General features: G+C 45.7%; 18 protein-coding genes. 11 read left to right on the top strand and 7 right to left on the bottom strand.

What is annotated here, in order from left to right; all coding sequences use genetic code 11:
* Nucleotides 1–75: 75 nt before the first annotated feature.
* The 4 genes from LZG94_RS23125 (at nucleotide 76) to LZG94_RS23110 (ending at nucleotide 4,249) form a co-directional block, all read left to right on the top strand.
* Nucleotides 76–327: a hypothetical protein gene (locus LZG94_RS23125; RefSeq protein WP_215236160.1), complete on the top strand. Its 252-nt coding sequence runs from the start codon at nucleotides 76–78 to the stop codon at nucleotides 325–327.
* Between the two features lie 226 nt (nucleotides 328–553).
* Complete coding sequence (locus LZG94_RS23120; RefSeq protein WP_215236161.1) at nucleotides 554–1,630, top strand: NAD-dependent epimerase/dehydratase family protein; 1,077 nt, start codon at nucleotides 554–556, stop codon at nucleotides 1,628–1,630.
* 51 nt (nucleotides 1,631–1,681) lie between these two features.
* Nucleotides 1,682–2,629 carry a glycosyltransferase gene (locus LZG94_RS23115; RefSeq protein WP_233794043.1) on the top strand — a complete coding sequence of 316 codons (948 nt, stop codon included), beginning with the start codon at nucleotides 1,682–1,684 and terminating at the stop codon, nucleotides 2,627–2,629.
* 3 nt (nucleotides 2,630–2,632) lie between these two features.
* Entirely contained in the window at nucleotides 2,633–4,249 is a 1,617-nt protein-coding gene (locus tag LZG94_RS23110) for a hypothetical protein (RefSeq protein WP_233794042.1), read from the top strand.
* Here the strand turns inward: LZG94_RS23110 and LZG94_RS23105 are convergent.
* From LZG94_RS23105 to LZG94_RS23090, 4 genes are all read right to left on the bottom strand, one after another.
* Entirely contained in the window at nucleotides 4,214–4,681 is a 468-nt protein-coding gene (locus LZG94_RS23105) for an Rrf2 family transcriptional regulator (RefSeq protein WP_215236164.1), read from the bottom strand. The genes LZG94_RS23110 and LZG94_RS23105 overlap by 36 nt on opposite strands.
* Nucleotides 4,682–4,847: 166 nt before the next feature.
* Entirely contained in the window at nucleotides 4,848–7,253 is a 2,406-nt protein-coding gene (locus LZG94_RS23100; protein WP_233794041.1) for a 3-hydroxyacyl-CoA dehydrogenase/enoyl-CoA hydratase family protein, read from the bottom strand.
* Between the two features lie 38 nt (nucleotides 7,254–7,291).
* Complete coding sequence (locus LZG94_RS23095) at nucleotides 7,292–7,759, bottom strand: MarR family winged helix-turn-helix transcriptional regulator (protein WP_215236166.1); 468 nt, start codon at nucleotides 7,757–7,759, stop codon at nucleotides 7,292–7,294.
* Nucleotides 7,760–7,898: 139 nt separating this feature from the next.
* The gene (locus LZG94_RS23090; protein WP_233794040.1) at nucleotides 7,899–9,143 is read right to left on the bottom strand and encodes a peroxiredoxin; all 1,245 of its coding nucleotides are present in this window, start codon (nucleotides 9,141–9,143) and stop codon (nucleotides 7,899–7,901) included.
* A 140-nt stretch (nucleotides 9,144–9,283) separates the two neighbouring features.
* Between LZG94_RS23090 and rsmH the strand changes: the two genes are divergently transcribed.
* The 5 genes from rsmH to mraY all read left to right on the top strand — a co-directional run bounded on the left by rsmH (nucleotide 9,284) and on the right by mraY (nucleotide 15,625).
* A complete protein-coding gene (gene rsmH, locus LZG94_RS23085; protein WP_215236168.1) occupies nucleotides 9,284–10,204 on the top strand; it encodes a 16S rRNA (cytosine(1402)-N(4))-methyltransferase RsmH in 921 nt (306 codons plus the stop codon).
* A gap of 35 nt (nucleotides 10,205–10,239) precedes the next feature.
* Nucleotides 10,240–10,653: an FtsL-like putative cell division protein gene (locus LZG94_RS23080; RefSeq protein ID WP_215236169.1), complete on the top strand. Its 414-nt coding sequence runs from the start codon at nucleotides 10,240–10,242 to the stop codon at nucleotides 10,651–10,653.
* A 51-nt stretch (nucleotides 10,654–10,704) separates the two neighbouring features.
* Nucleotides 10,705–12,849, top strand: coding sequence for a penicillin-binding protein (locus LZG94_RS23075; protein ID WP_215236170.1), 2,145 nt, complete (start codon nucleotides 10,705–10,707; stop codon nucleotides 12,847–12,849).
* Nucleotides 12,850–12,857: 8 nt separating this feature from the next.
* Nucleotides 12,858–14,339 (top strand): UDP-N-acetylmuramoyl-L-alanyl-D-glutamate--2,6-diaminopimelate ligase, encoded by a 1,482-nt coding sequence (locus tag LZG94_RS23070; RefSeq protein WP_233794039.1) that lies wholly within the window; start codon nucleotides 12,858–12,860, stop codon nucleotides 14,337–14,339.
* A gap of 71 nt (nucleotides 14,340–14,410) precedes the next feature.
* A complete protein-coding gene (mraY, locus tag LZG94_RS23065) occupies nucleotides 14,411–15,625 on the top strand; it encodes a phospho-N-acetylmuramoyl-pentapeptide-transferase (RefSeq protein ID WP_215236172.1) in 1,215 nt (404 codons plus the stop codon).
* A gap of 136 nt (nucleotides 15,626–15,761) precedes the next feature.
* Here mraY and LZG94_RS23060 read toward each other — a convergent pair whose 3' ends face one another.
* Together LZG94_RS23060 and aroB are read right to left on the bottom strand one after the other, a co-directional pair.
* A complete protein-coding gene (locus tag LZG94_RS23060) occupies nucleotides 15,762–16,337 on the bottom strand; it encodes a DUF4136 domain-containing protein (protein ID WP_215236226.1) in 576 nt (191 codons plus the stop codon).
* Nucleotides 16,338–16,424: 87 nt separating this feature from the next.
* Nucleotides 16,425–17,459 (bottom strand): 3-dehydroquinate synthase, encoded by a 1,035-nt coding sequence (aroB, locus tag LZG94_RS23055; protein ID WP_233794038.1) that lies wholly within the window; start codon nucleotides 17,457–17,459, stop codon nucleotides 16,425–16,427.
* Between the two features lie 275 nt (nucleotides 17,460–17,734).
* Here aroB and LZG94_RS23050 point away from each other — a divergent pair, with 275 nt between their 5' ends.
* Nucleotides 17,735–18,790, top strand: coding sequence for a VOC family protein (locus LZG94_RS23050; RefSeq protein WP_233794037.1), 1,056 nt, complete (start codon nucleotides 17,735–17,737; stop codon nucleotides 18,788–18,790).
* 3 nt (nucleotides 18,791–18,793) lie between these two features.
* Here LZG94_RS23050 and LZG94_RS23045 read toward each other — a convergent pair whose 3' ends face one another.
* The gene (locus LZG94_RS23045) at nucleotides 18,794–19,774 is read right to left on the bottom strand and encodes a 1-acyl-sn-glycerol-3-phosphate acyltransferase (protein ID WP_233794036.1); all 981 of its coding nucleotides are present in this window, start codon (nucleotides 19,772–19,774) and stop codon (nucleotides 18,794–18,796) included.
* Nucleotides 19,775–19,932: 158 nt separating this feature from the next.
* On the opposite strand from LZG94_RS23045, the gene LZG94_RS23040 reads away from it, so the two are divergent.
* On the top strand, nucleotides 19,933–20,973 hold the full coding sequence (locus tag LZG94_RS23040) for a hypothetical protein (protein WP_233794035.1): 1,041 nt from the start codon (nucleotides 19,933–19,935) through the stop codon (nucleotides 20,971–20,973).
* Nucleotides 20,974–21,008: the final 35 nt, after the last annotated feature.

The following is a 21,008-nucleotide window of genomic DNA, read 5'->3' as shown; positions in this document are numbered from 1 at the left end:
CAAATGCCTTCGCAATTTGGTCGTTATCAAAATGGCGGTTATTTTTGCGCGTAATACTATTGAACTGTCAAAGAAATGAAAGTATATAAAATTGTTGCGTTTGTTGCTTGTGTTGCCTTGCTGAGCTCTTGTGAATACCAAAAGTATAACCACATTGAGCAGTCGGATGTGAATAAGGGGGACAAAGAGATTTACGGCGTAAGTCCTGATTCACTGCCGCGCCAGATGTCATACAAATACGATGCACAGCCTGAGCTTGACACCCGCGTAAACGATATCAGAGCAAAGTTGTACGGTGGTATGACCAACTCTGTGGTGAAGCAATAGCCTCATTTCTTTTAAATTATACCAAGATATCCCTGTTCACGCGGGGATATCTTTTTTTTAGCGCTATTGAATATTTTTAATACCGCCAGTTGCATATTGTCCGTTTGCAAGCGCCCACTCGAGAACTGAAGTAGCGGCTTTTTGAACATTTTTAATTTACTTTACGTATTCGAGGCAGGAAGATTTGATATTATCAAGAAAATAAGTAATTAAAAAATACACAAACATGAATATAGCTTTGGTTACCGGCTCGGCTGGATTGATAGGGAGTGAATCGGTTGCGTTTTTAGCTGATAAATTTGATCTTGTCATCGGTGTTGATAACAATTTGCGTCAATACTTTTTCGGAGCTGACGGAAACACTGAATGGAACCGCAATCGTATCCAGGATGCTTTCGGCAACTACAAGCATTATTCGGCAGATATCCGGGAAGTTAGTCAGCTGGAACCCATATTCAAGGAGTACGGCACAGATATCAAACTGATCGTGCACGCCGCCGCGCAGCCAAGCCACGACTGGGCAGCACGCGAGCCTTTTACGGATTTCGGTGTAAATGCGGTAGGTACATTGAATATGCTTGAAATGACCCGCCTGCACGCTCCTGAGGCAGTTTTTATATTTACTTCAACTAACAAAGTATACGGCGACAATCCCAATTACCTGCCGCTGGTAGAATTGGAAACGCGCTGGGAGATCGACGAAAACCATCCATATTTTGAAAATGGTATCGACGAACAACACAGCATTGACCATACGAAACACTCCATTTTCGGCGCTTCCAAAGTAGCAGCTGATATTATGGTACAGGAATACGGTCGGTATTTCGGCATGAAAACTGCTGTTTTCCGCGGTGGCTGCTTAACAGGTCCAAATCACTCCGGCGCCCAGTTGCACGGATTTTTGGCTTACCTGATGAAATGCGCGATTACAGGCAATCATTACACGATTTTTGGTTACAAAGGCAAGCAGGTTCGTGATAATATCCATAGCCACGACCTTGTAAATATGTTCTGGCATTTCTACCAAAACCCACGTCCGGGTGAGGTGTACAATGCAGGTGGCGGCCGTTTTGCCAATTGCTCGATGCTGGAAGCGATCGCATTGTGCGAGCAGATTTCGGGTAACAAACTTTCCTATTCATATTCTGACACCAACCGCATTGGCGACCATATCTGGTACGTGAGCGATCTTTCCAAATTCAAATCCCACTATCCGCAATGGAGCCCAGAATATGGTTTGGTTGAGACACTTACACAAATGCACGACGGCATTTCTTCCAGATTAGGTCTAAAAACTGTTTAATTTTATAGAATCTCCGGAGCCCGCTTCGGAGATTTACTATGTCCTCCCCAGATGTCAGAAAACTTTGTCATTATAATACCCCAATTCAACGACTGGGAGGCGCTGAACCTGCTGATAGAAAAAATAAATGCAGATGTCAGCACTTCAATTCTGGCTAATACTACCTTACTGGTTGTCGACGATTGTTCTTCAAGGTTAAGATCCCTGCCCTTCGCCAACTTTGACGGCAAGGAAATCAAGGTTTTAAGATTATACAGAAACCTGGGACACCAAAAAGCGATCGCGATTGGTCTTTCCTACGTAGCCGAAAATCTGCCGACAGACAAGGTGATTGTCATGGATGCAGACGGCGAAGATGCTCCTTCTGACATCAATAGTCTGGTCAGAAAGTCGCTCGAAGAGCCTGATAAAATCATTTTCGCCGAAAGAAATAAAAGAACCGAGGGGCTGTTATTCAGGTCATTTTATGTTATTTACAAATTGATATTCAATCTGTTAACAGGAAAAATGATCACTTTCGGAAATTTCAGTCTTGTCCCTAAAAGCAGGCTGCAAAATCTGGTACGCGTTTCCGAGATATGGAATAACTATCCGGGAGGTATTATAAAATCCCGCATTCCCTACGATTCTGTCTTGACCAACCGCGCGAAAAGATTGGCGGGCGAGAGCAAGATGAACTTCGTTTCCCTCGTTTTGCACGGTTTGAGCGCAATTTCGGTGATGATCGACACTACCGCAGTCCGGATCCTGATCTTTTCGATGTTCATGTCAGGCGTCGCTATCGCATTCATTTTTGTCATTATATTCCTGAAACTGATCGGCAACGCCACACCCGGCTGGGCTTCGACTCTGGGCAGTACTTTGATGATCTTAATGCTGCAAGCGTTTCTGATTTCCCTTTTTCTGGTGTTTATGGTATTGCAATACCGCTCCCAGCAGCACTTCATCCCCGCGGTACATTACCGGGATTTCGTCGAAAAGGTAGATACGATCAGCTAGCCTATGATTACGTTCGACTATTCCCCAACGGTATACTGGTTAATCGGCTACATACTGGCGGGCGCGGTCGTGATTTCGGCATTTTATAAACCACTTTCATACAAAATCAGCCTCGTTGCGGGCATTGCATTACTGATTTTAATGCGTTTGCCGATCGTAGTTTTTAACCGGGAGCTCAATCCCGATGAAAGCCAGATGCTGAGCCACGCGATCACATTGTTTCAGGATCCTGTGTACTGGCGCTCTGTCGACGGTACGACCATCGGCCCGCTGGATATTTACTGGCTTGTCATTCCCCGACTTTTCGGCTTCGAGATCAACTATACTTCTGGCCGGTTTATGGGCCTGATCAGTTCGGCCGGCGCTTTACTTTTTTTGTTTTTTGCGTTAAAAAACTGGTTTGGCGAAAGAGCGGCTCGGCATATCTGGTTGGTACCTGTTATTCTGCTCTCATTTACGCAGGAAGTCGATTTTGTGCATTATTCCAGTGAACAGGTTCCGGTATTGCTGCTGGCGATTTGCGTCTGGCTGCTTTCCAGAATTTCCCTAAATAATGAACAGATCAAATGGAATGCATATTGGCTGGGTTTCGTCTCGGGCGCCATTCCTTTTGCAAAACTTCAGGCAGTTCCGCAGGCGATCGTTTTGGTTTTCGGCGGCTTCTTTTATTGTTACCAATGGTTTAAAACCAGGAAGGACTACATTCCGGCAATATCACTTGCATTAGGCGGGCTTACCTTTCCCTTCATCGCATTGATCTGGATGCTCGCGGTAGGTGTGTTCAGGGATATGATCGACTTCTATCTGCTCGGCAACGCAGTTTATGCGGGTGGTGAAGGTTTCATGGGAATACCCGCCCAGTTTCTCGCAATCTTTAAGCTATCTTCTGATTTTCAGGCGTTTACCTATATTTTGGCTATTCCAATCTTATTAGGGTTAATCCAAATTTTCCGGCCTTCGGACAAGAAATCGTCCGATTTGATATTTCGCTTTACAATACTATTTTCAGTACTAGCCAGCATTTACGCCGTCACCAAATCCGGAAACGATTTTATCCATTACCTCAATTTTTGCATCATTCCCTGGACTTTGCTTGCTGCTTTTGGGATAAAAAAAATCGAAAAATGGGCTATTTTAGTACCTGCTGCGTTACTGATCTGGTTTGCGGGAGTTGATGGAGTTAATTATGTCAAGGAAAGGAGGTTGAATAATTTTGATTCAGTCAATGCGCGAATGCTGGCGCAAAGTCCGGTGGTGCAGGAGTTGATGAAATACAGGCAGGAAAGAGATTATATGGTAGTCTGGGGCTGGCAATGCTCCTATTACGTGGAGGCGCAGTTGGCAGAGGGTACCGCCGAAAACCATACCGAGCGTTCTATTTTCGACCTTCCGGTTCGCGAAATCTATCGCAAGAGATTCATGTCTGATCTGGCGCGGAACAAACCTGCATTTATTCTTGACGCAGTAGGAAAAAACAGTTTCTGGGTACAAGACAAAAAAACGCAGGGTATTAGAAGTTACCCTGCGTTAAATACTTATGTATTAAATAATTACAAATATATCGGCGATTTCGACGGAACAGATCTATACGTCCGGAGTGATCGCGCTGCTTTGAGATAGCAGATCAGAACCCGCATTCTCGGCGCGGAGCAGATCATTCAATGTGGTTTTGTCCAAAACTGCCAGGTTAGCATCCCGCCACCTTTCCAGCACGGTTCGCAGACTGCAAGTTTCCTCATCCTTACAATCGTCGCAACGACCGTAAAAAAACATCGATACGCACAATGCAGGCGCAATCGGTCCATCGATGATCCTTAAAACTTTGGAAAAATTCACTTCGCCGGGAGGTATCCGCAACAGGTATCCGCCGCCTTTTCCTTTTTGGCTTTGCAAAACACCATTATTCCGCAAATCAAGGAGGATAGCCTCCAAAAACTTTTTCGGAATCTTCTCTTTCTCAGCGATATAGGATATTAATACAGGGCCTTTTCCGTATTGCTCTGCTAACACTTTCAGAGCTTTCAGGGCGTATTTGGCTTTTTTTGAAATCATTTTGGTTAATGTGCTCTTTGTTGGGGTGGTTCCGGCTCAAAGATCAGATGGTTTCAGAGAATTTTTCACTTGATTAATTCTAAATATCGAACATTTGATCACAAATCCTAATATTTCAAAAAAGTATTTCGCCTGGCAATAATTCCTGGATAAGACTGGCCGGCCGTTAATTTCTTGGCGGCTTGCCTCCGTTCAGAAGCCCCTGCATCCTTTCCAACGTCTTTTTCTCGCCGCAAAGAGATAGGAACGCCTCCCGTTCCAGGTCGATCAGATATTGCTCAGTGACCATTTGCGGGTAGCTCAAATCTCCTCCGTTGATCACGTAAGCGAGCTTATTTGCAATTTTCGCATCGTGGTCGCTGATATAGTTCGCCAACCGCATCTGTGCGATTCCCGCCATAAAAAGCGCCATTCCCGTTTTTCCCTGCACTTTGATATCGCTGCGCTGCTTGGGCTGCGTGTAACCGTTTTCCGCCAGCTCAATAGCAGCCTGTTTGGCCTCGGCGATCAGGCGCGAGCGATTGAGCACGATCTGGTCTTTTTCTTGTAAGTAATTCATTTCCCGTGCTTCCTGGGCAGAGGTGGACACTTTCGCCTGGGCAATGTTCATGAATGCAGCTTGCAGGATATTCAGTTCCGTGTCGCCGGCCTGGTACAAGTCTGAGCAACGCAGCGCCATTTCCTTGGTACCGCCGCCCGCAGGGATCAATCCTACGCCCAATTCCACCAAACCAATGTAGGTTTCGGCATGTGCTACAACCTTGTCGGCGTGCAGATTCAGCTCGCAGCCGCCACCTAATGCAAGTGAATGCGGCGCGGTAACGACCGGAATCGAAGAATAGCGCGCGCGCATCATCGTTTGCTGGAACTGCGCGATTACCATATTGATCTCGTCAAACTCCTGCTCGATCGCAAACATAAATAGCATCGCCAGGTTCGCGCCGGCAGAATATGCCTCGCTGGACTCATTTCCGATCACCAGTCCGCGGAAATCTTTTTCCGCAATACTGATCCCCTTCTGAATACCCTCGATCACTTCCGCGCCCATCGTATTCATTTTGGATTTGAATTCGAGGTTCAATATACCGTCGCCGATATCGTATAAATTGGCACCGGCATTTTTCCATACAATGTTGTCCGCCAGGTTACTAAGCAATATGATACTGTCCTGACCAGGGATTTTTTTGTAGGATTTAGAAGGAATATCGTAATAGTGCCGCTTGCCTTTTTCTACTTTATAAAAAGTCTCATTTCCAGCTTCCAGCATCTCGTAAACCCAGTTTGCCGGTTTCAGATTGAGGCTTTCCATGATACCGAGCATATTTTTAACCCCGATCGCGTCCCAGGTTTCGAATAACCCATATTGCCAGCCGAAACCTGCCGAAATAGCCTGATCGATCCGGAACACTTCGTCTGAAATCTCGGGAATGCGGAAAGTGGCGTAGCGGAATATGTCGGCAAATGTTTTTCTGTAAAATTCACCCGCTTTATCTTCTCCCGCCAGCAATACCGGAAAGCGTTTCCAAACATCTCCGATGGCCTTCGTACCTTCCAGTGTAGCAAATTTTACCTTGCCCGAAGGCTGGTATTCCAACGTTTCGAAATCAAGCGCAAGAATGACAGATTTCCCTTTTTCGTCTTTTATTTTTTTATAAAAACCCTGACCGGTTTTATCGCCAAGCCACTTATTATCAAATAGTTTCTGCATGACAGCAGGCAACTTGAATGCGTCGCGCGATTCGTCGGTACCTTCGCCGGAAGCATAGAGATTGTTGGCTACGTGAACCGTCGTATCCAGCCCTACCACATCTGAAAGCCGGTATGTACCCGACTTCGGGCGACCCGCAACCGGACCTGTCAATTTATCGACTTCATCCACGCTCAGCCCCATTTCTTCGGCCACGCGGATTGTTTGGATCAGAGCATATATTCCGAGTCGGTTGGCGATAAACCCGGGGGTATCTTTACATAATACGGTCGTTTTACCCAAAAACAGATCGCCGTAATGCATCAGGAAATCAATTACCTGCTGGTCAGTGTCGGATGTAGGAATTACTTCCAGAAGGCGCAGATACCGCGGCGGGTTGAAAAAGTGAGTACCGCAGAAATGTTTCCTGAAATCTTCACTCCGGCCCTCGGCCATTAAATGGATCGGAATGCCGGAAGTATTGGAAGTAATGAGCGTTCCAGGTTTACGCAGCGCGTCGACTTTTTCAAACAAGCTTTTCTTAATATCCAGCCGCTCCACGATTACTTCGATCACCCAGTCATAATTTTTAATATCGGCCAGATTATCGTCGAAATTCCCTGTTTTAATGCGGGAGGCAAAGGCCGGGCTGTACAGGGAAGCAGGCGTCGCTTTAATCGTCTGTTGCAGCGATTCGTTCACTATTTTATTTCTGAAAGCAGGATGTTCCGCAGTGACACCTTTCGCTTTTTCGGCTTCTGAAAGCTCCTTTGGAACAATATCGAGCAAAAGTACTTCCACTCCTATGTTTGCAAAATGGCAGGCAATCCTGGATCCCATGATACCGGAACCTAAAACAGCAACTTTACGGATTGAACGATTCATTGGGTAAAGATTTTGGTTTTTAGAATAGTTGTCGCGGCTTAAAACTCTTCTATTTCGCCGTCGCCAGCCTTTAACTTCTGGTTTTCTTCCTCCACCAGCCGGTTAATATCCTTGATCACATCAAAAAATGTGACCAGCTTTTCAAGAGGTATCTTGTCGCGGATCATGGTATTCAGTGAAATTACACCTTCCCGCGCCAGCTCGCGCTTTTCCTTGCCGAGCTCGGTCAATACAATGCGGACGAAACGCTTGTCATTTTCACTCACTTCGCGCTTGATTAACCCTTTCTCTTCCAGCGCTTTAAGCATCCTGACCAGACTTCGCGGCTCCATGCCGAGCAAAGGCGCGATCTTGGTCGCAGGCGTACCGTTTTCGATATCAATATTCAAAAGCACGTAGCCCACTGCCATCGTCGTATCGTGGCGTGCAGCATACGCATTGTACATTCTTGAAATAGAATGCCAGGCCCTTTTTATCTGAAAATCAACCGTTTTCTCTTTGCGCATTGCTCTTGATCTGCTTTACAATATCAGGAAAGCCTTGATCACAAATGTAAAAATCGAAGTAGTATTATGCAAGCATACTATTTTTTGGGTATTAAAAAACGCACCACAATTTATAGCTGCGGTGCGTCCGTATTTGGGATTATTTCTCGGCGATGAGCTTGTCCATCAGGGTATTAAACTCATTTACGAATTCATCATAATACTTACCTGTTCCCGGGCCGGAAAAGCCGGTGTGTATCTCGCGTACTTTTCCTTTTTTATCAATAAAAATAGTAGTGGGGTAGGACATTACCTTGTTGAGCATTGGAAGCGCTTTCGCAGTCGCTTCGTCGGTATTGGTACCCGCCAGCACAACCGGATAATTGATCTTGAAACGCTCTATCATCTTGGTAATCTTTGGGTTAGATACCTCAGGCTTGTCAGAACGTTCAAAAGATAACCCGATGATCTCTACGCCGCGGTCTTTATTTTTGTCATACCAGGGTGCCAGAAAGTTGGTTTCGTCCATACAGTTGGGGCACCACGAACCCATTATCTGAATGATCACCGGCTTGCCTGCAAATTGCGGATCTTTCAGCGACCATTCCTTGCCGGAAACATCAGCAAATTTGAAATCGACACGCTCTGCGCCGGGTTTCATGAAGGTAAGGCTGTTCGCGTCAGGTAATTCAGCTTTTGGATCCAATGTAGCAGTCCACGTGCGCGAGGCTTTCAGACCAGATTTCAGTGAGCCCACCATTTTCCCATCCTGAATAGCTGCTTTGAAAAGCTTTGCATTCGAGCCGTCGAAAGTGGAAAGGAACAGGCTATCCCCATTTACACTTCCTGTGAGGTAGCGATAGTCCCCGGTTGTAGTTAAAAATGAACCAGTTACATCAGTGCCGGTTTGGTTCAACACGCCCACTGCCTGCGTACTGTCGCCGGTTTCTTCATTAATAAAAACAGTCGCCCACTTACCCGTCACATTTTTGGAGCTCTTTGCTTCACCGGGTTTGAAGAAGGTATATTTTTCACCAAATTTTGCTTCAAAAGGCAGTGAACCTGAAACGATGCCATTTGCCAGTCTGTAATAAACGCCTTTCAAATGTTCATCTTCTGCTTTTGCTACAATTTTAGCATCGAAAAGCTGCATGGTGATCACCAGCGAATCGTTCTCGAAATAGGCGGTGTCCATGCTCAATTTTTCCGCCCCGTTCAATGCATAAACGTTGTACGTTTTTCCATCGGGATTTTTGGAGATATCGAGCAGAAACGGAAGTTCCTGATTGTCACGGCTGAGCGTCGCCCGCCAGATGCCATTTTTCAGATTGGCTTCCGAGGTAGATTTACAGCCGATCTGGAACACTAAAAACAGCAGGGAAACTCCCGAAATGATCGCTCTCATAAACAGTTTGTTATATTGGAAATATAAGTGTAGCAAGAAAATTAAATCCCTGGCCCGGCGCAATTCCTACGGGCTAAAATTGCTAAGTTTGTAACTGCCTCCCGGTAAAAATTAGTTCCTAAAAATAGTCTCTTTTCACAATGGATCAACAAAGTACCTATCACGAACCTGTAATGCTGCAGGAATGTCTTGAAGGATTACAAATCGATCCCACAGGTATTTACGTCGATGTTACTTTCGGAGGGGGCGGGCATTCGAAAGCAATTCTTGAACAGCTAACCACCGGCCGGCTACTGGTTTTCGATCAGGACCCTGATGCGGCCCGGAATTCAGATATATTAAAAGACGATCAGCGGTTTACATTCATTGCAGCGAATTTCAGGCATTTAAAACGTTATCTGAAATTACACAAAGCGGAGAAAGTGAATGGTATCCTGGCTGATCTGGGCGTTTCGTCTCATCAGATCAATACTCCTGAAAGAGGTTTTTCGACCAGATTCGAGGCGGACCTGGATATGCGGATGAACCCTGGTATTGATAAAACGGCAAAGGAGGTACTGAATTCGAGATCGGCGCGGGAGCTGCAAAGGATTCTCGGCATGTACGGCGAGGTAACCAATGCGAAAACTGCCGCCGAAGCGATTTTTTCTGCACGCCACAATACGCCTATTGAAACCGTCAATGATTTAAAGACCCTATTGCTGCGTTTTGCGCCTAAACATCGCGAAAACAAATATTTTGCGCAGGTTTTCCAGGCTTTGCGGATTGAGGTAAACGATGAATTGCTGGTGCTGGAAGAGTTTCTTGCGCAGGTTCCGGAAGTGCTGGCGCCCGGCGGAAGATTAGTGGTGATGTCGTACCACTCGCTCGAAGACCGGCTCGTCAAGAATTTTATACAAAAGGGGAAATTTGACGGAGAACTTGAAAAAGACTTCTACGGAAATGTATTAAAACCCCTAAACAGCGTTACCAGAAAGCCGGTCGAGGCGACGCCTGAGGAAGTAGAACGCAACCCACGGGCGCGAAGTGCGAAACTGAGGATCGCAGAAAAGGAAGCGTAAGTAGTTGACTCAACGCATTATAACAAGAAAGAAGCATGGCGGAAAACAAGAAAAGACCAAAGCCAATAGCCCCGAAACCGCCCAAACGTAAACGGGAATATCATCTTTTTAACTGGCTGAATAAATTTTTACCGCTCGATAAGGTATTTGGTGAAAAAGCGCCGGGACGTGAAGAGCGGCTTCCTGTTAAATACTTCTACTATTTTGGCTGGGTGGTGATATTGCTGGTCGCCTACGAAAGGATCGGTTTTCAATCTGAACAATATGTGCGGAACAGTATTAAGCTGAAAAAGGAAGTGGACGATCTGCGTGCCGAATACCACTCCATTCACTCTGAATACCAAAAGAGCAAGAAACAATCGGTTATTATTGAAAAAGTGAAGGCAGCTGGTCTGGAAGAAAACCTGACGCCGCCGAAGAAGATTTTTGTCAAAGCCGAAGAATACTGAGATCCATCAATCGACTCAATATATCATTTAAAGTAATTTTTTCTTCCCCGTATGAAGAACGAAGTGGAAAGTGGTCAAAACAATAAGAAAGCGCTGATCAACCGGGCGAGGACTGTTGGCTGGCTCTTGTTCCTGTTGGCAATATTAGTATTTGTGAAACTGATCCGCGTGCAGTATTATGATGAGTTTAAAGGCAAAACGTGGGCTGAATACTCTGCAAAAAATGACCTGAAACTGGACACGATCCCGGCAATGCGCGGGAATATCTACTCCAATGATAAAAGTCTGCTGGCTACTTCCTTACCCTATTATTATATCGGACTGGACACCAAAGTAGCGGATTCTACCTATTTTGATGAGCATATTGATGAACTTTCGTCGCTGCTTGCAAAGAGTTTCGGGGAACATACGGCCGCTGGTTACCGGAGCAAGATCATGCGTTACCGGGTTAGTAAAACCAAACGTTACCTGCGCCTGAAAAGCCGGGAGATCAGTTATTTGGATCGCGAAAAAGTGAAGAAGTGGCCGTTTTTTGCCAAACATAAAAAAGGCGGCGGCGGCAAGTTTGAGACTATTTACAAAAGGTACAAACCTTACAGCCCGATGGCCGACCGTACGATCGGCGGTATTGATGCGAAAAGTGGCAGAGGGTATATTGGTCTGGAAGCAAGTTTTGACAAGATACTGGAAGGAAAATCAGGTATCGGCTGGGTGGAACTGGTCGAAGGCGGGATGAAAATTCCAGTTGGTGACGCGCTCAATGTGCAACCGGAGGCCGGTCGCGATGTTTACACCACTTTGGATATGAAAGTCCAGGATATGGCTGAGATCGCATTGCGGAGGAAACTGAATGAAATGGACGCGGACTTTGGCTCGGTGGTGATAATGGAAGTAAAAACCGGCGAAATCCGAGCGATGGCCAACCTGACCAAACGCGGCGACCACAAGTATGAGGAAGTGTTTAATTACGCGCTTGCCGGCAGTAATGATCCGGGATCAACTTTCAAACTGGCCACGATGATGGCGATTTTGGAGGAAACAAAAATGGACCCTGATAAGATCATGGTCAATACCGGAAATGGGGCAATGCGTTTCAGAAGTAATATTATCAGGGATGCACACAGAGGCGGTTTTGGTACAATCACAGCCGCACAGGTTTTGGAAAAATCTTCAAACATCGGAATTGTGCAGCTGATGTTGCGGTACTTCGCCGATAAACCCGATCAGTACCTGAAATACCTGAAACAATTTCACCTCACCACACCGACGGATATTCAGATGAAAGGCGAAAAGCCGCCGCTGATCCGTGACCGGACTTCCAAGCAATGGAGCAGCTATTCGATGTATTATATGGCGCACGGGTACGAAATGCAAATGACGCCGTTGCAAACGCTCGCGCTTTATAATGCAGTCGCAAACGACGGTTACTGGGTGCGGCCGATGATCGTGAAGGAAATTCGGAATGCCGAGGAGCTGGAAGATAAAATGGAGCCTTATGTGGAGGAAAAGCCAATTTGCTCGCCTGAAACGATCCGGAAAGTGAAGAAAATGCTGGAAGGAGTTGTGAACAATGGATTAGCAAAACATATTAAAAGTGATCTGTACAAGATCGCAGGAAAGACAGGAACTGCGCGCAAGCTGATCAACGGGATTTATACAGAAGGTAAAAACTATACTTCTTTTGCAGGTTATTTCCCCGCGGACAAACCTAAATACAGCTGCATTGTTGTGATCGATAACCCGAAAAGCTCGGGAGCGGATTATACCAGGTATGCGGGAAGTGTTGCTGCGCCCGTTTTCAAAGAGGTTGCGGACAGGATCTATGCGTCGGAAGTAGGTATCCAGAAACCGGTAATAGATTCATTACCAGCAGAATCCAAAGCAGTAATGTGGGCGGGACGTACTTCCGACCTGAAAGTAATCAGCAAGGAACTCAAACTAACCCCAGCGCCCGAAGATGCCGAATATGCGGCTGCTTCTCTTTACAAAAAGGGCAAAACAAACTGGAAAAAGACAGATCTGGGCTCGAAGGACGTTCCGGATTTGCAGGGCATGGCAATGCGGGATGCGCTGTATCTGCTTGAAAACAAAGGTTTTAGGGTAACCTTTAAAGGTTCCGGAAAAGTGGTTGAGCAATCACTGCCGCCAGGTGCCAACCAGAGCGGGGGCAAAACGATACTATTAACTTTACAGTAATTCCATTAATGGAAAGTAACCAGGAAAAAATACTCAACATACTTCTTTCCGATGTGAAAGGCGCCCGCATCACGGGTTCCGAAGAAATTAGCATCACAGGCATTGTGCTCGACTCCCGCAAAATCCAGTCCGGGAGTCTTTTTGTTGCGCTGAGGGGTACACAAACTGACGGGCACCAATACATAGGAACCGCCACGGAGCTTGGCGCGGCTGCGATATTGTGCGAAGAGTTGCCTGAGCAGCTCAGCGAGCAGGTTACTTATATTCAGGTGGAAGATTCGGCGGCGGCGATGGGATTGATCGCTTCTGCATTTTACGGGCATCCTTCGCGAAAAGTGAAGTTGGTAGGGGTTACGGGAACGAATGGAAAGACTTCAGTAGCGACGTTTTTGTTTCAGCTGTTCAGAAGGCTCGGCTACCGTTGCGGGCTTTTATCTACGGTTCAGAATCAGATCGAGGACGAGGTAATCGCTTCCACGCACACAACGCCCGATTCTGTTGCATTAAACCAGTTGCTGGCGCAAATGGCAGCGAAAAATTGCAGCCACGTTTTTATGGAAGTGAGCTCGCACGCCGTAGCCCAGCACAGGATTACAGGTTTGCATTTTGCCGGTGGCATTTTCACCAATATCACCCACGATCACCTCGATTTCCATAAGACATTTGACAACTATATTGCCGCGAAAAAAGGCTTTTTTGATCAGTTGCCGAAATCTGCATTTGCACTGGTCAACATCGACGACCGCAGAGGCGCTGTGATGGTACAGAATACCCGGGCGAAGGTGGAAACCTATTCACTGCAAACCCTCGCCGCATTTAAAGGAAAGATCATTTCGGACACACTGGCGGGCATGCACATGGATGTGAACAACCAGGAAGTGTGGTTCAGGGTGATCGGGCGGTTCAATGCTTATAATCTGCTGTCGGTTTACGGCGCGGCTGTTTTGCTAGGCGAAAAGCCGGAAATAATATTAGTGGAACTCTCAAACCTGAAAAGTCCGCCGGGGCGCTTTGAGCAATTCCATTCTGTTGATGAGATCGTAGGGATCGTAGATTACGCTCATACGCCAGACGCATTAGAAAATGTGCTGGAAACGATCGCGCATTTGCGCAGTGGAAACGAGCAGGTGATTACGATTGTAGGTTGCGGTGGAAACAGGGACGCCGAGAAACGGCCGAAAATGGCTGCAATTGCGTGCAAGTTCAGTAACCGGGTTATTCTTACTTCTGACAATCCCCGTTTTGAGGATCCGATGGATATTCTGGCGCAAATGCAAAAAGGAGTGCCACCGATCGATTTCAAAAAGACCACTACGATAGCTGACAGGCGCGAAGCGATTTTTAGAGCCGGACTTGCAGCAAACCCGGGAGATATCATCCTGATCGCGGGAAAAGGTCACGAGAATTACCAGGATATTCAGGGAGTAAAGCATCATTTCGACGACAAGGAAGTTTTGCTCGAAGTGTTTGAAAAAAGACATTCTAATTAAAAAACTAGTGGCTTTTTGCGTAGTCTTGGAAAAGAACCAAATTTGCAGCCGTCACCCCAATAAGTTTCTTCATGCTCTATTACCTGTTTGATTATTTAGACAAGCACTTCAATATCCCTGGTGCCGGTGTATTCCAGTACATTTCATTCAGGGCGTTAGGAGCGACCGTTTTGTCGCTGTTCATCGCGGCGACCTATGGTAAGTCGATCATCAATTTCCTGCGTAAGAAGCAAATGGGCGAGTCGATCCGTGATCTCGGACTAGCCGGTCAGATGGAGAAAGCGGGTACGCCGACGATGGGCGGATTCATTATCCTGGCTTCGCTGCTGATTCCGGTATTGCTCTTTGCCAAATTAACCAACGTATACATTGTACTGCTCATTATCACAGCATTATGGACTGGTTTGATTGGTTTTGTTGATGATTATCTTAAAAAATTCAGGAACAATAAGGATGGATTACACGGACGATTCAAGATCGTCGGTCAGGTTGGGCTGGGACTGATCGTGGGTGTGACTTTATCATTTAATGACAGCGTGCGGATCCGGGTTTACGACCAGCCTTTGCTGAGCTCTAATCTGGGTGAGGTGCAGCGGTACCGTGATATCGTACATCCAACTATCACGACAATTCCTTTTTTTAAGAACAATGAATTTGATTATAAAACATTGCTTTTTGGCTGGTTACCAGAGGAATATACCTGGGTTATCTACACGATAATCGCTATCTTTATTATTACAGCTGTCTCCAACGGAGCCAATATAACCGACGGAATTGACGGTCTGGCCGCTGGTGTTTCGGGCATTATCGCGTTGACGCTCGGTGTGTTGGCTTACCTTTCGGGAAATACCAAATTCTCTCAATACCTGAATATTATGTACATTCCCAACTCGGGCGAGCTGGTGATTTTCTGTGCTGCGTTTATTGGAGCCTGTGTCGGGTTTCTCTGGTATAATGCGTACCCTGCCCAGGTTTTCATGGGCGATACAGGTAGTTTGATGTTGGGTGGAGTAATTGCGGTTGTAGCACTTGCGATCCGCAAAGAGTGGCTAATCCCGATCATGTGCGGAATTTTTATTGCAGAAAACCTATCGGTAATTATGCAAGTCAGCTATTTCAAATATACCAGAAGCAAATATGGCGAAGGGCGACGCATATTTCTGATGTCACCCCTTCACCATCATTATCAAAAGAAAGGAATACACGAATCGAAGATCGTAACCAGGTTCTGGATCGTAGGAATTATTCTGGCGATTCTGACGCTGGCGACTTTGAAGTTGCGGTAGCCCTCCACCCCACCCCCAACCTCCTGAAAGGGGGCTTAATTTTTTTTATTAGCCCCCTTTCAGGGGGTTGGGGGGTGTCACTAGCCGTCGGCTTAAGCCGGCGGTAATTGATTGATAATTTGAAAATAATTTATTTTTAGCGGCCTACGGCTTCGCTGTATCTTCTTGGGTCGTAGCCTTTCGCGAATAGGGGGTATTGGTCGAAAATGCGCCTTACTACGCTGCGGTAGTGGTTATTGGAGTTTTCTACACCTTTGAATATCCCGGAAGCATAACCTCTCCACACCACCTGGTCACTTTCTGCATCGATGAGTGAAACGATCAGTGTGCCTTTGTCCAATGCATATTTGATTGGCTCGTAGCGGAAACCGTCATTCTCCGTATCCACCCAGTTTTTGATGACTGGCTGCATATATCCCTGGTAGCGAAGGTTGTCGTAGAAAATACCGTAGTTAACAAGCAGTGTCGGTTTTTCGGCGGTAAGCTTGTAGCCTCTTACCTGCATCTGGCGACGGATCGCCTCGTAAATTTCTGTACAAAGATTATTGGTATCGCGCTCGCATTCCAGAAATGTATAGGATGAATAGTCCTTAAAGTTGGTTTCGTAGCTGTAATCGTGCTCGACGAACACTTTCCGACCGCTGGAACATCCGGCGATTATTATTACCAGGAGTAATGCAACATAAGTAAAGATAGACCTCAGCATAAGTATTTAATTTGTCAGGTTGTGAAAAAATATGTCTGTAATAGATTGATACACATCATTCTAACCAATAAACTTACTCGAAGCTGGTAGATACTATCCCAAATAATAAGCTATTGATTTACGCATTTCAGAAGCAGTAACTACTATATCAAACGCACATTGCCCCGCTCCTTTCAGCAATGAAAACCGCACTTCCTTTCCTCTGTTTTTCTTGTCCTGTTTGGTCAAACCGATGATTTCTTCAATATCCTGCGGACTGATTTTCACCTTTCCGTAGGTAGCAAAAATAAATTCCTCAATATCGGAAAGCGTGTCCTGCGTGATCATTTTGCGCTCGAAGGAAAGATAGCTTTCCATGATCATCCCGATTGCGATCGCTTCTCCGTGATATAATCTCTGATTGGCCGTTTTGTTGAGAAAACAAGTTTCAACCGCGTGCCCGAGTGTGTGTCCGAAATTCAAAATCTTACGTAATCCTTTCTCCGTCGGATCTTCTTCTACTACCTGCTGCTTGATCTTTACTGAATGCGCGATCAGGTCCTGCCAGTTTTGCCTCTCAAAATCCTTTTGCCTGATCTCGTCCCACTTGGCGGCATCGGCGATCAAACAGTGTTTGATAATCTCAGCGAACCCAGACCGAATTTCTCTTTCAGGTAATGTATTCAAAAACTGAGGATCGATCAGGACGCTTTTGGGAATATTAAAAACACCTAAATGGTTTTTAAAGCCTTGAAAGTCAACCCCTAATTTTCCTCCGACACTGGCATCGACTTGTGAAAGCAGGGTCGTCGGCACCTGTATAAAATCTATTCCACGCTTGTAAACCGCCGCACAAAAACCGCCCATATCCCCGATTACGCCGCCACCGATATTGATCACCAGCGCGTGCCGGTCAAGCTCTTCATTTGTCATTCCCTGCCAGATCTTTTCGCAGGTCGCCAGGGTTTTATTCGCCTCGCCGCTCGGAACGGTTAAGACGCTATGTTTGGGTAAAAATGCTTTCAGACTCGGATAACAGTGTTTTTTGGTATTATTATCAGCTATTACAACGACTTTTGAGTAATTGGCAGAGCCTAAAAAATCCGGCAAGCTTTCGCTTATCGGTGCAATGGTAACTGACTGATTCATTCGAGATTGAATTGAGACAAGCTCACCACACATACGGTGAGCGCACCCAAATGGATGCGTTGATTTCCTGTTTTTAAAAATAATATGCTGGAAATCTCATTTAAATATATGAATTATAATGTTTAACAGACAATGGGGAAGGAATTGTGCTTGAAGAAAATTTTTACACAGTCCACAATTTCTTCGCAACTGTGCCACACGGCGATCGGTTTGCGTTTTATTTCGTAAAATTGCCATTCAATAAATTTTGCGACCGATCTAATTTTTCTCAACGAATGAGTGCTGCGCTGATTTCAGGAATTCAACAAGTAGGAATAGGTGTTCAAAATGTGCCGGATGCCTGGAAATGGTACCGAAAGGTACTGGGTTTCGACGTACCCGTTTTTGACGAAAAAGCCGAAGCTCCGTTGATGACTCCCTACACAGGAGGCGAAGTGCACAAGCGCCACGCAGTACTGGCACTGAATATGGCCGGTGGCGGCGGATTGGAAATCTGGTCTTTCACGAGCCGGAAATCGCAGCCAGCTAACTTTAAAGTTGAGGTAGGAGATCTGGGAATCAATGCAATACGTTTTAAAACGCCCGATGTACAGAAGGCGCATGCGTGGATCAAGAGCAATTCCGGGCAGGCAGTAGGGCCGGTTGTCGCTTTGCCGGAAGGTGAAGGTTTCTGGGGAACAGATCCTTACGGAAACATTTTTCAGGTCACGACGGACAAAACCTGGTTTCAGAATACCGGAAAGCCTGTTGGCGGAGTGGCTGGCGTGGTGGTAGGTGTTTCGGATATTGATCAGTCAGTCGTTTTTTACGAGAGCCTTTTACAACCGCTGGAAGTCGTTTATGACGAAACGGGCGTGTTTGCCGATATTCCTTCCGCATTTCCGGGACAGCGATTCAGGAGAATGCTTTTGCGAAAAAACTTTACACCCGAAGGCGCATTCAGCAGGCTTTTAGGAGATGTTCAAATTGAGCTGATCCAGGCTTTGGATCGCACGCCGAAGAAAATATTTGAAAACCGCTTCTGGGGCGATTGCGGTTATATCCATTTGTGTTTTGATACCATCGATATGAATGCGCTGAAAACCAAGTTACAGGCGCAGGGTTATCCTTTTACAATTGATAGCGAGCAATCTTTCGGCATGGAAGCAGCGGCGGGCCGGTTTGCTTATCTGGAAGATCCCGACGGAACGCTGATCGAGTTGGTAGAAACACACAAAGTGCCTATTCTCAAAAAGATCGGCTGGTTTATGGATTTACAAAAAAGAAAATCTCAGAAACCGCTACCGGACTGGATGCTGAAAACGATGGGATTTGGTCGGGTCAAAGACTGATTACTACCTGTATTTACTTCCCACCCAGGCCAACACGGGCAATGCGACAAATAATGCGAGCCCCGCCTGCCAGCCGGCAAACGCACCCAGGATTATCGCCAGTATTCCGACGATCGCCGGGTAAATGTACATCAGCATTCCAAACAAAACAGAATCATAAAAAACCGACTTACCGGTAAGCCGGGCTGTTTTTTTCTTGAAAAATGAATAGAGCGGTGCATGAACGATTCGTCCGATCCAGCCTATTCCTTTCAATAAGATATTGCTGCGATCCGGTGTCTCGCATTCGTTGAAATAGGCATTCAAGATACTTTTCTGCTCCTGAGCCGGCAATTCTGCCGGGATGGTTAGGATCACTTCATTCATTCTCTTTTCCAGGATTTCATTGAATTCGCGCAGCCACTTTTCATATTCATTGGGGCTCATAACAATATCTGCCTGACTGATCGGGTTGCCGAATTTTAATGCAACCCGCTTACCCGAGCCCCTGAAATTTTCATAATTCACACCGGTTGGAATCACTTTCATTTCGGGCAATGCATCGTCGCCGAACCAGATTTTGTAGGCCATTCTCGCAGTACCTTTTCCGAGCGGACGCAAACGCCATTCATTTACACAAATACCCTCTGAAAATACGACTACTGCATCATTTTTCTTCAATGCATCGTGACTTTCCTGCGCGGTAACATCATGATTTTTAAGATATTGACGGCCTTCCGATCCTCTAAATACTGGAATCAGTTTGATCTGGCGCAACCAGAAAGCAGCCGCAGGTTTTTTAAAAACATCGCCGCGTGTCAGCGTATGAATAGGATGCCTCAGCACAGAACCGATTACGACAGCGTCAAAAAACGAATCAGGGTGATTTGAAGCGATCAGGATCGGACTTCCTTTGGGAACCCGGTTGAAATTAGAAACACAAAGCTTTTTAAGATAAATAGGCAGTGCGAGGCGGACCAGAAATCGGGAGAAGTAGAAAAACAAAATTGAAAAGGTAAGTTTCTGTAAAAATATGGGATTATTTTTTTATTTATCCTGTCTCGCAGCCGCAATCCGCGCAGTGAAGTTGCTACCTTTGAAACTGATTTTGAAATAACTAAAAAAAGCATCAACACGCTAAAAAGCGTAGGGAGAATAAAGCAATGCGTTTAAAAGATTATCCGGGAATTATTAGAAAGGCATGGGCCGGATTTGACAATTCAATTGGGGTGAAGTTTGTTGAGGATATCAGCGCAATGGTGTCTACGAACCACGTTTTCAGGGTGACGCTTGACAATGATGACAAGGTGATCGCCAAGCTTTCGTATTTCGGCAAGTACGAACATTTCAAGGAAGATCACCGGATTATTCAAGCTTTGTCCAACAATTTGCTTTACCCTTTTGAGAACCTGCTGGCGAGGTCGCTGGTCAAAAATAACCAGGTTTACACATATCGTTATCAGGAAGATTTTGTGGATACCTGGGTTGTATTTTACAATCCGATCCGCGCAGCAAACCGCCTTCCACGCAGATTAAATGAGGAACAAATAGGGAAATTGGGTGCTGAAACAGCCAAATTTCATCAGGCGTGTTTCCGGGCAAGTCGCTCAATACCAAAGTCTTCCAAAAACCTGAGAACTGATATTCAGCATTTGCTGGATATTCTGGAAACGGATACCGGCCAATATGAGCACCGGGGTTTTATCAATATACTGAAAAAGCAATGTGATATTTTTATGAAAAATATCCAGCGGCTGAATGTCAGCGGATTCGATTTAATGCCTGTTTTTGTAGATTGGAATATTGGTAATTTTTCGGTTACCGACGACCTGAAATTTTATTCACGGTGGGACTACGACTGGTTCAGGGTTTCGTCACGCGTAATGGACTTTTATTTTTTTAGCCGGGTTTGTTCCAATGTCGGCGACCGCACGGTTTTCAGTTACCTGATCGGCCCGCTCACGGAAGACCGCTTTCTGCTATTTCTTCAGGAATACCACAAAATATATCCGCTGACAGAGCGGGAAGTACTGTTCATGAAGGAAGCTTACCGGTTTTTTATCCTTAATTATGTGATAAAATATGGGAAATATTTCTTTCACAGGTCCTATTGCGCCAAGCTGCAAAAGGAAGCTTACGAACTTTATTTTCCGTCCATTGAAGGTTTTGACGCGGATATTATCCTTCGAAAACTGAATATTTAAGGTCTTTTGACCAATTGCTTATTTCACTTTTTTAC

The organism is Dyadobacter sp. CY343 (genome assembly GCF_021390335.1).
Classification (GTDB): Bacteria; Bacteroidota; Bacteroidia; order Cytophagales; family Spirosomataceae; genus Dyadobacter.
The sequence above is the reverse complement of the archived record's forward strand: the minus strand, read 5'-3'. Positions and strand labels throughout refer to the sequence as shown.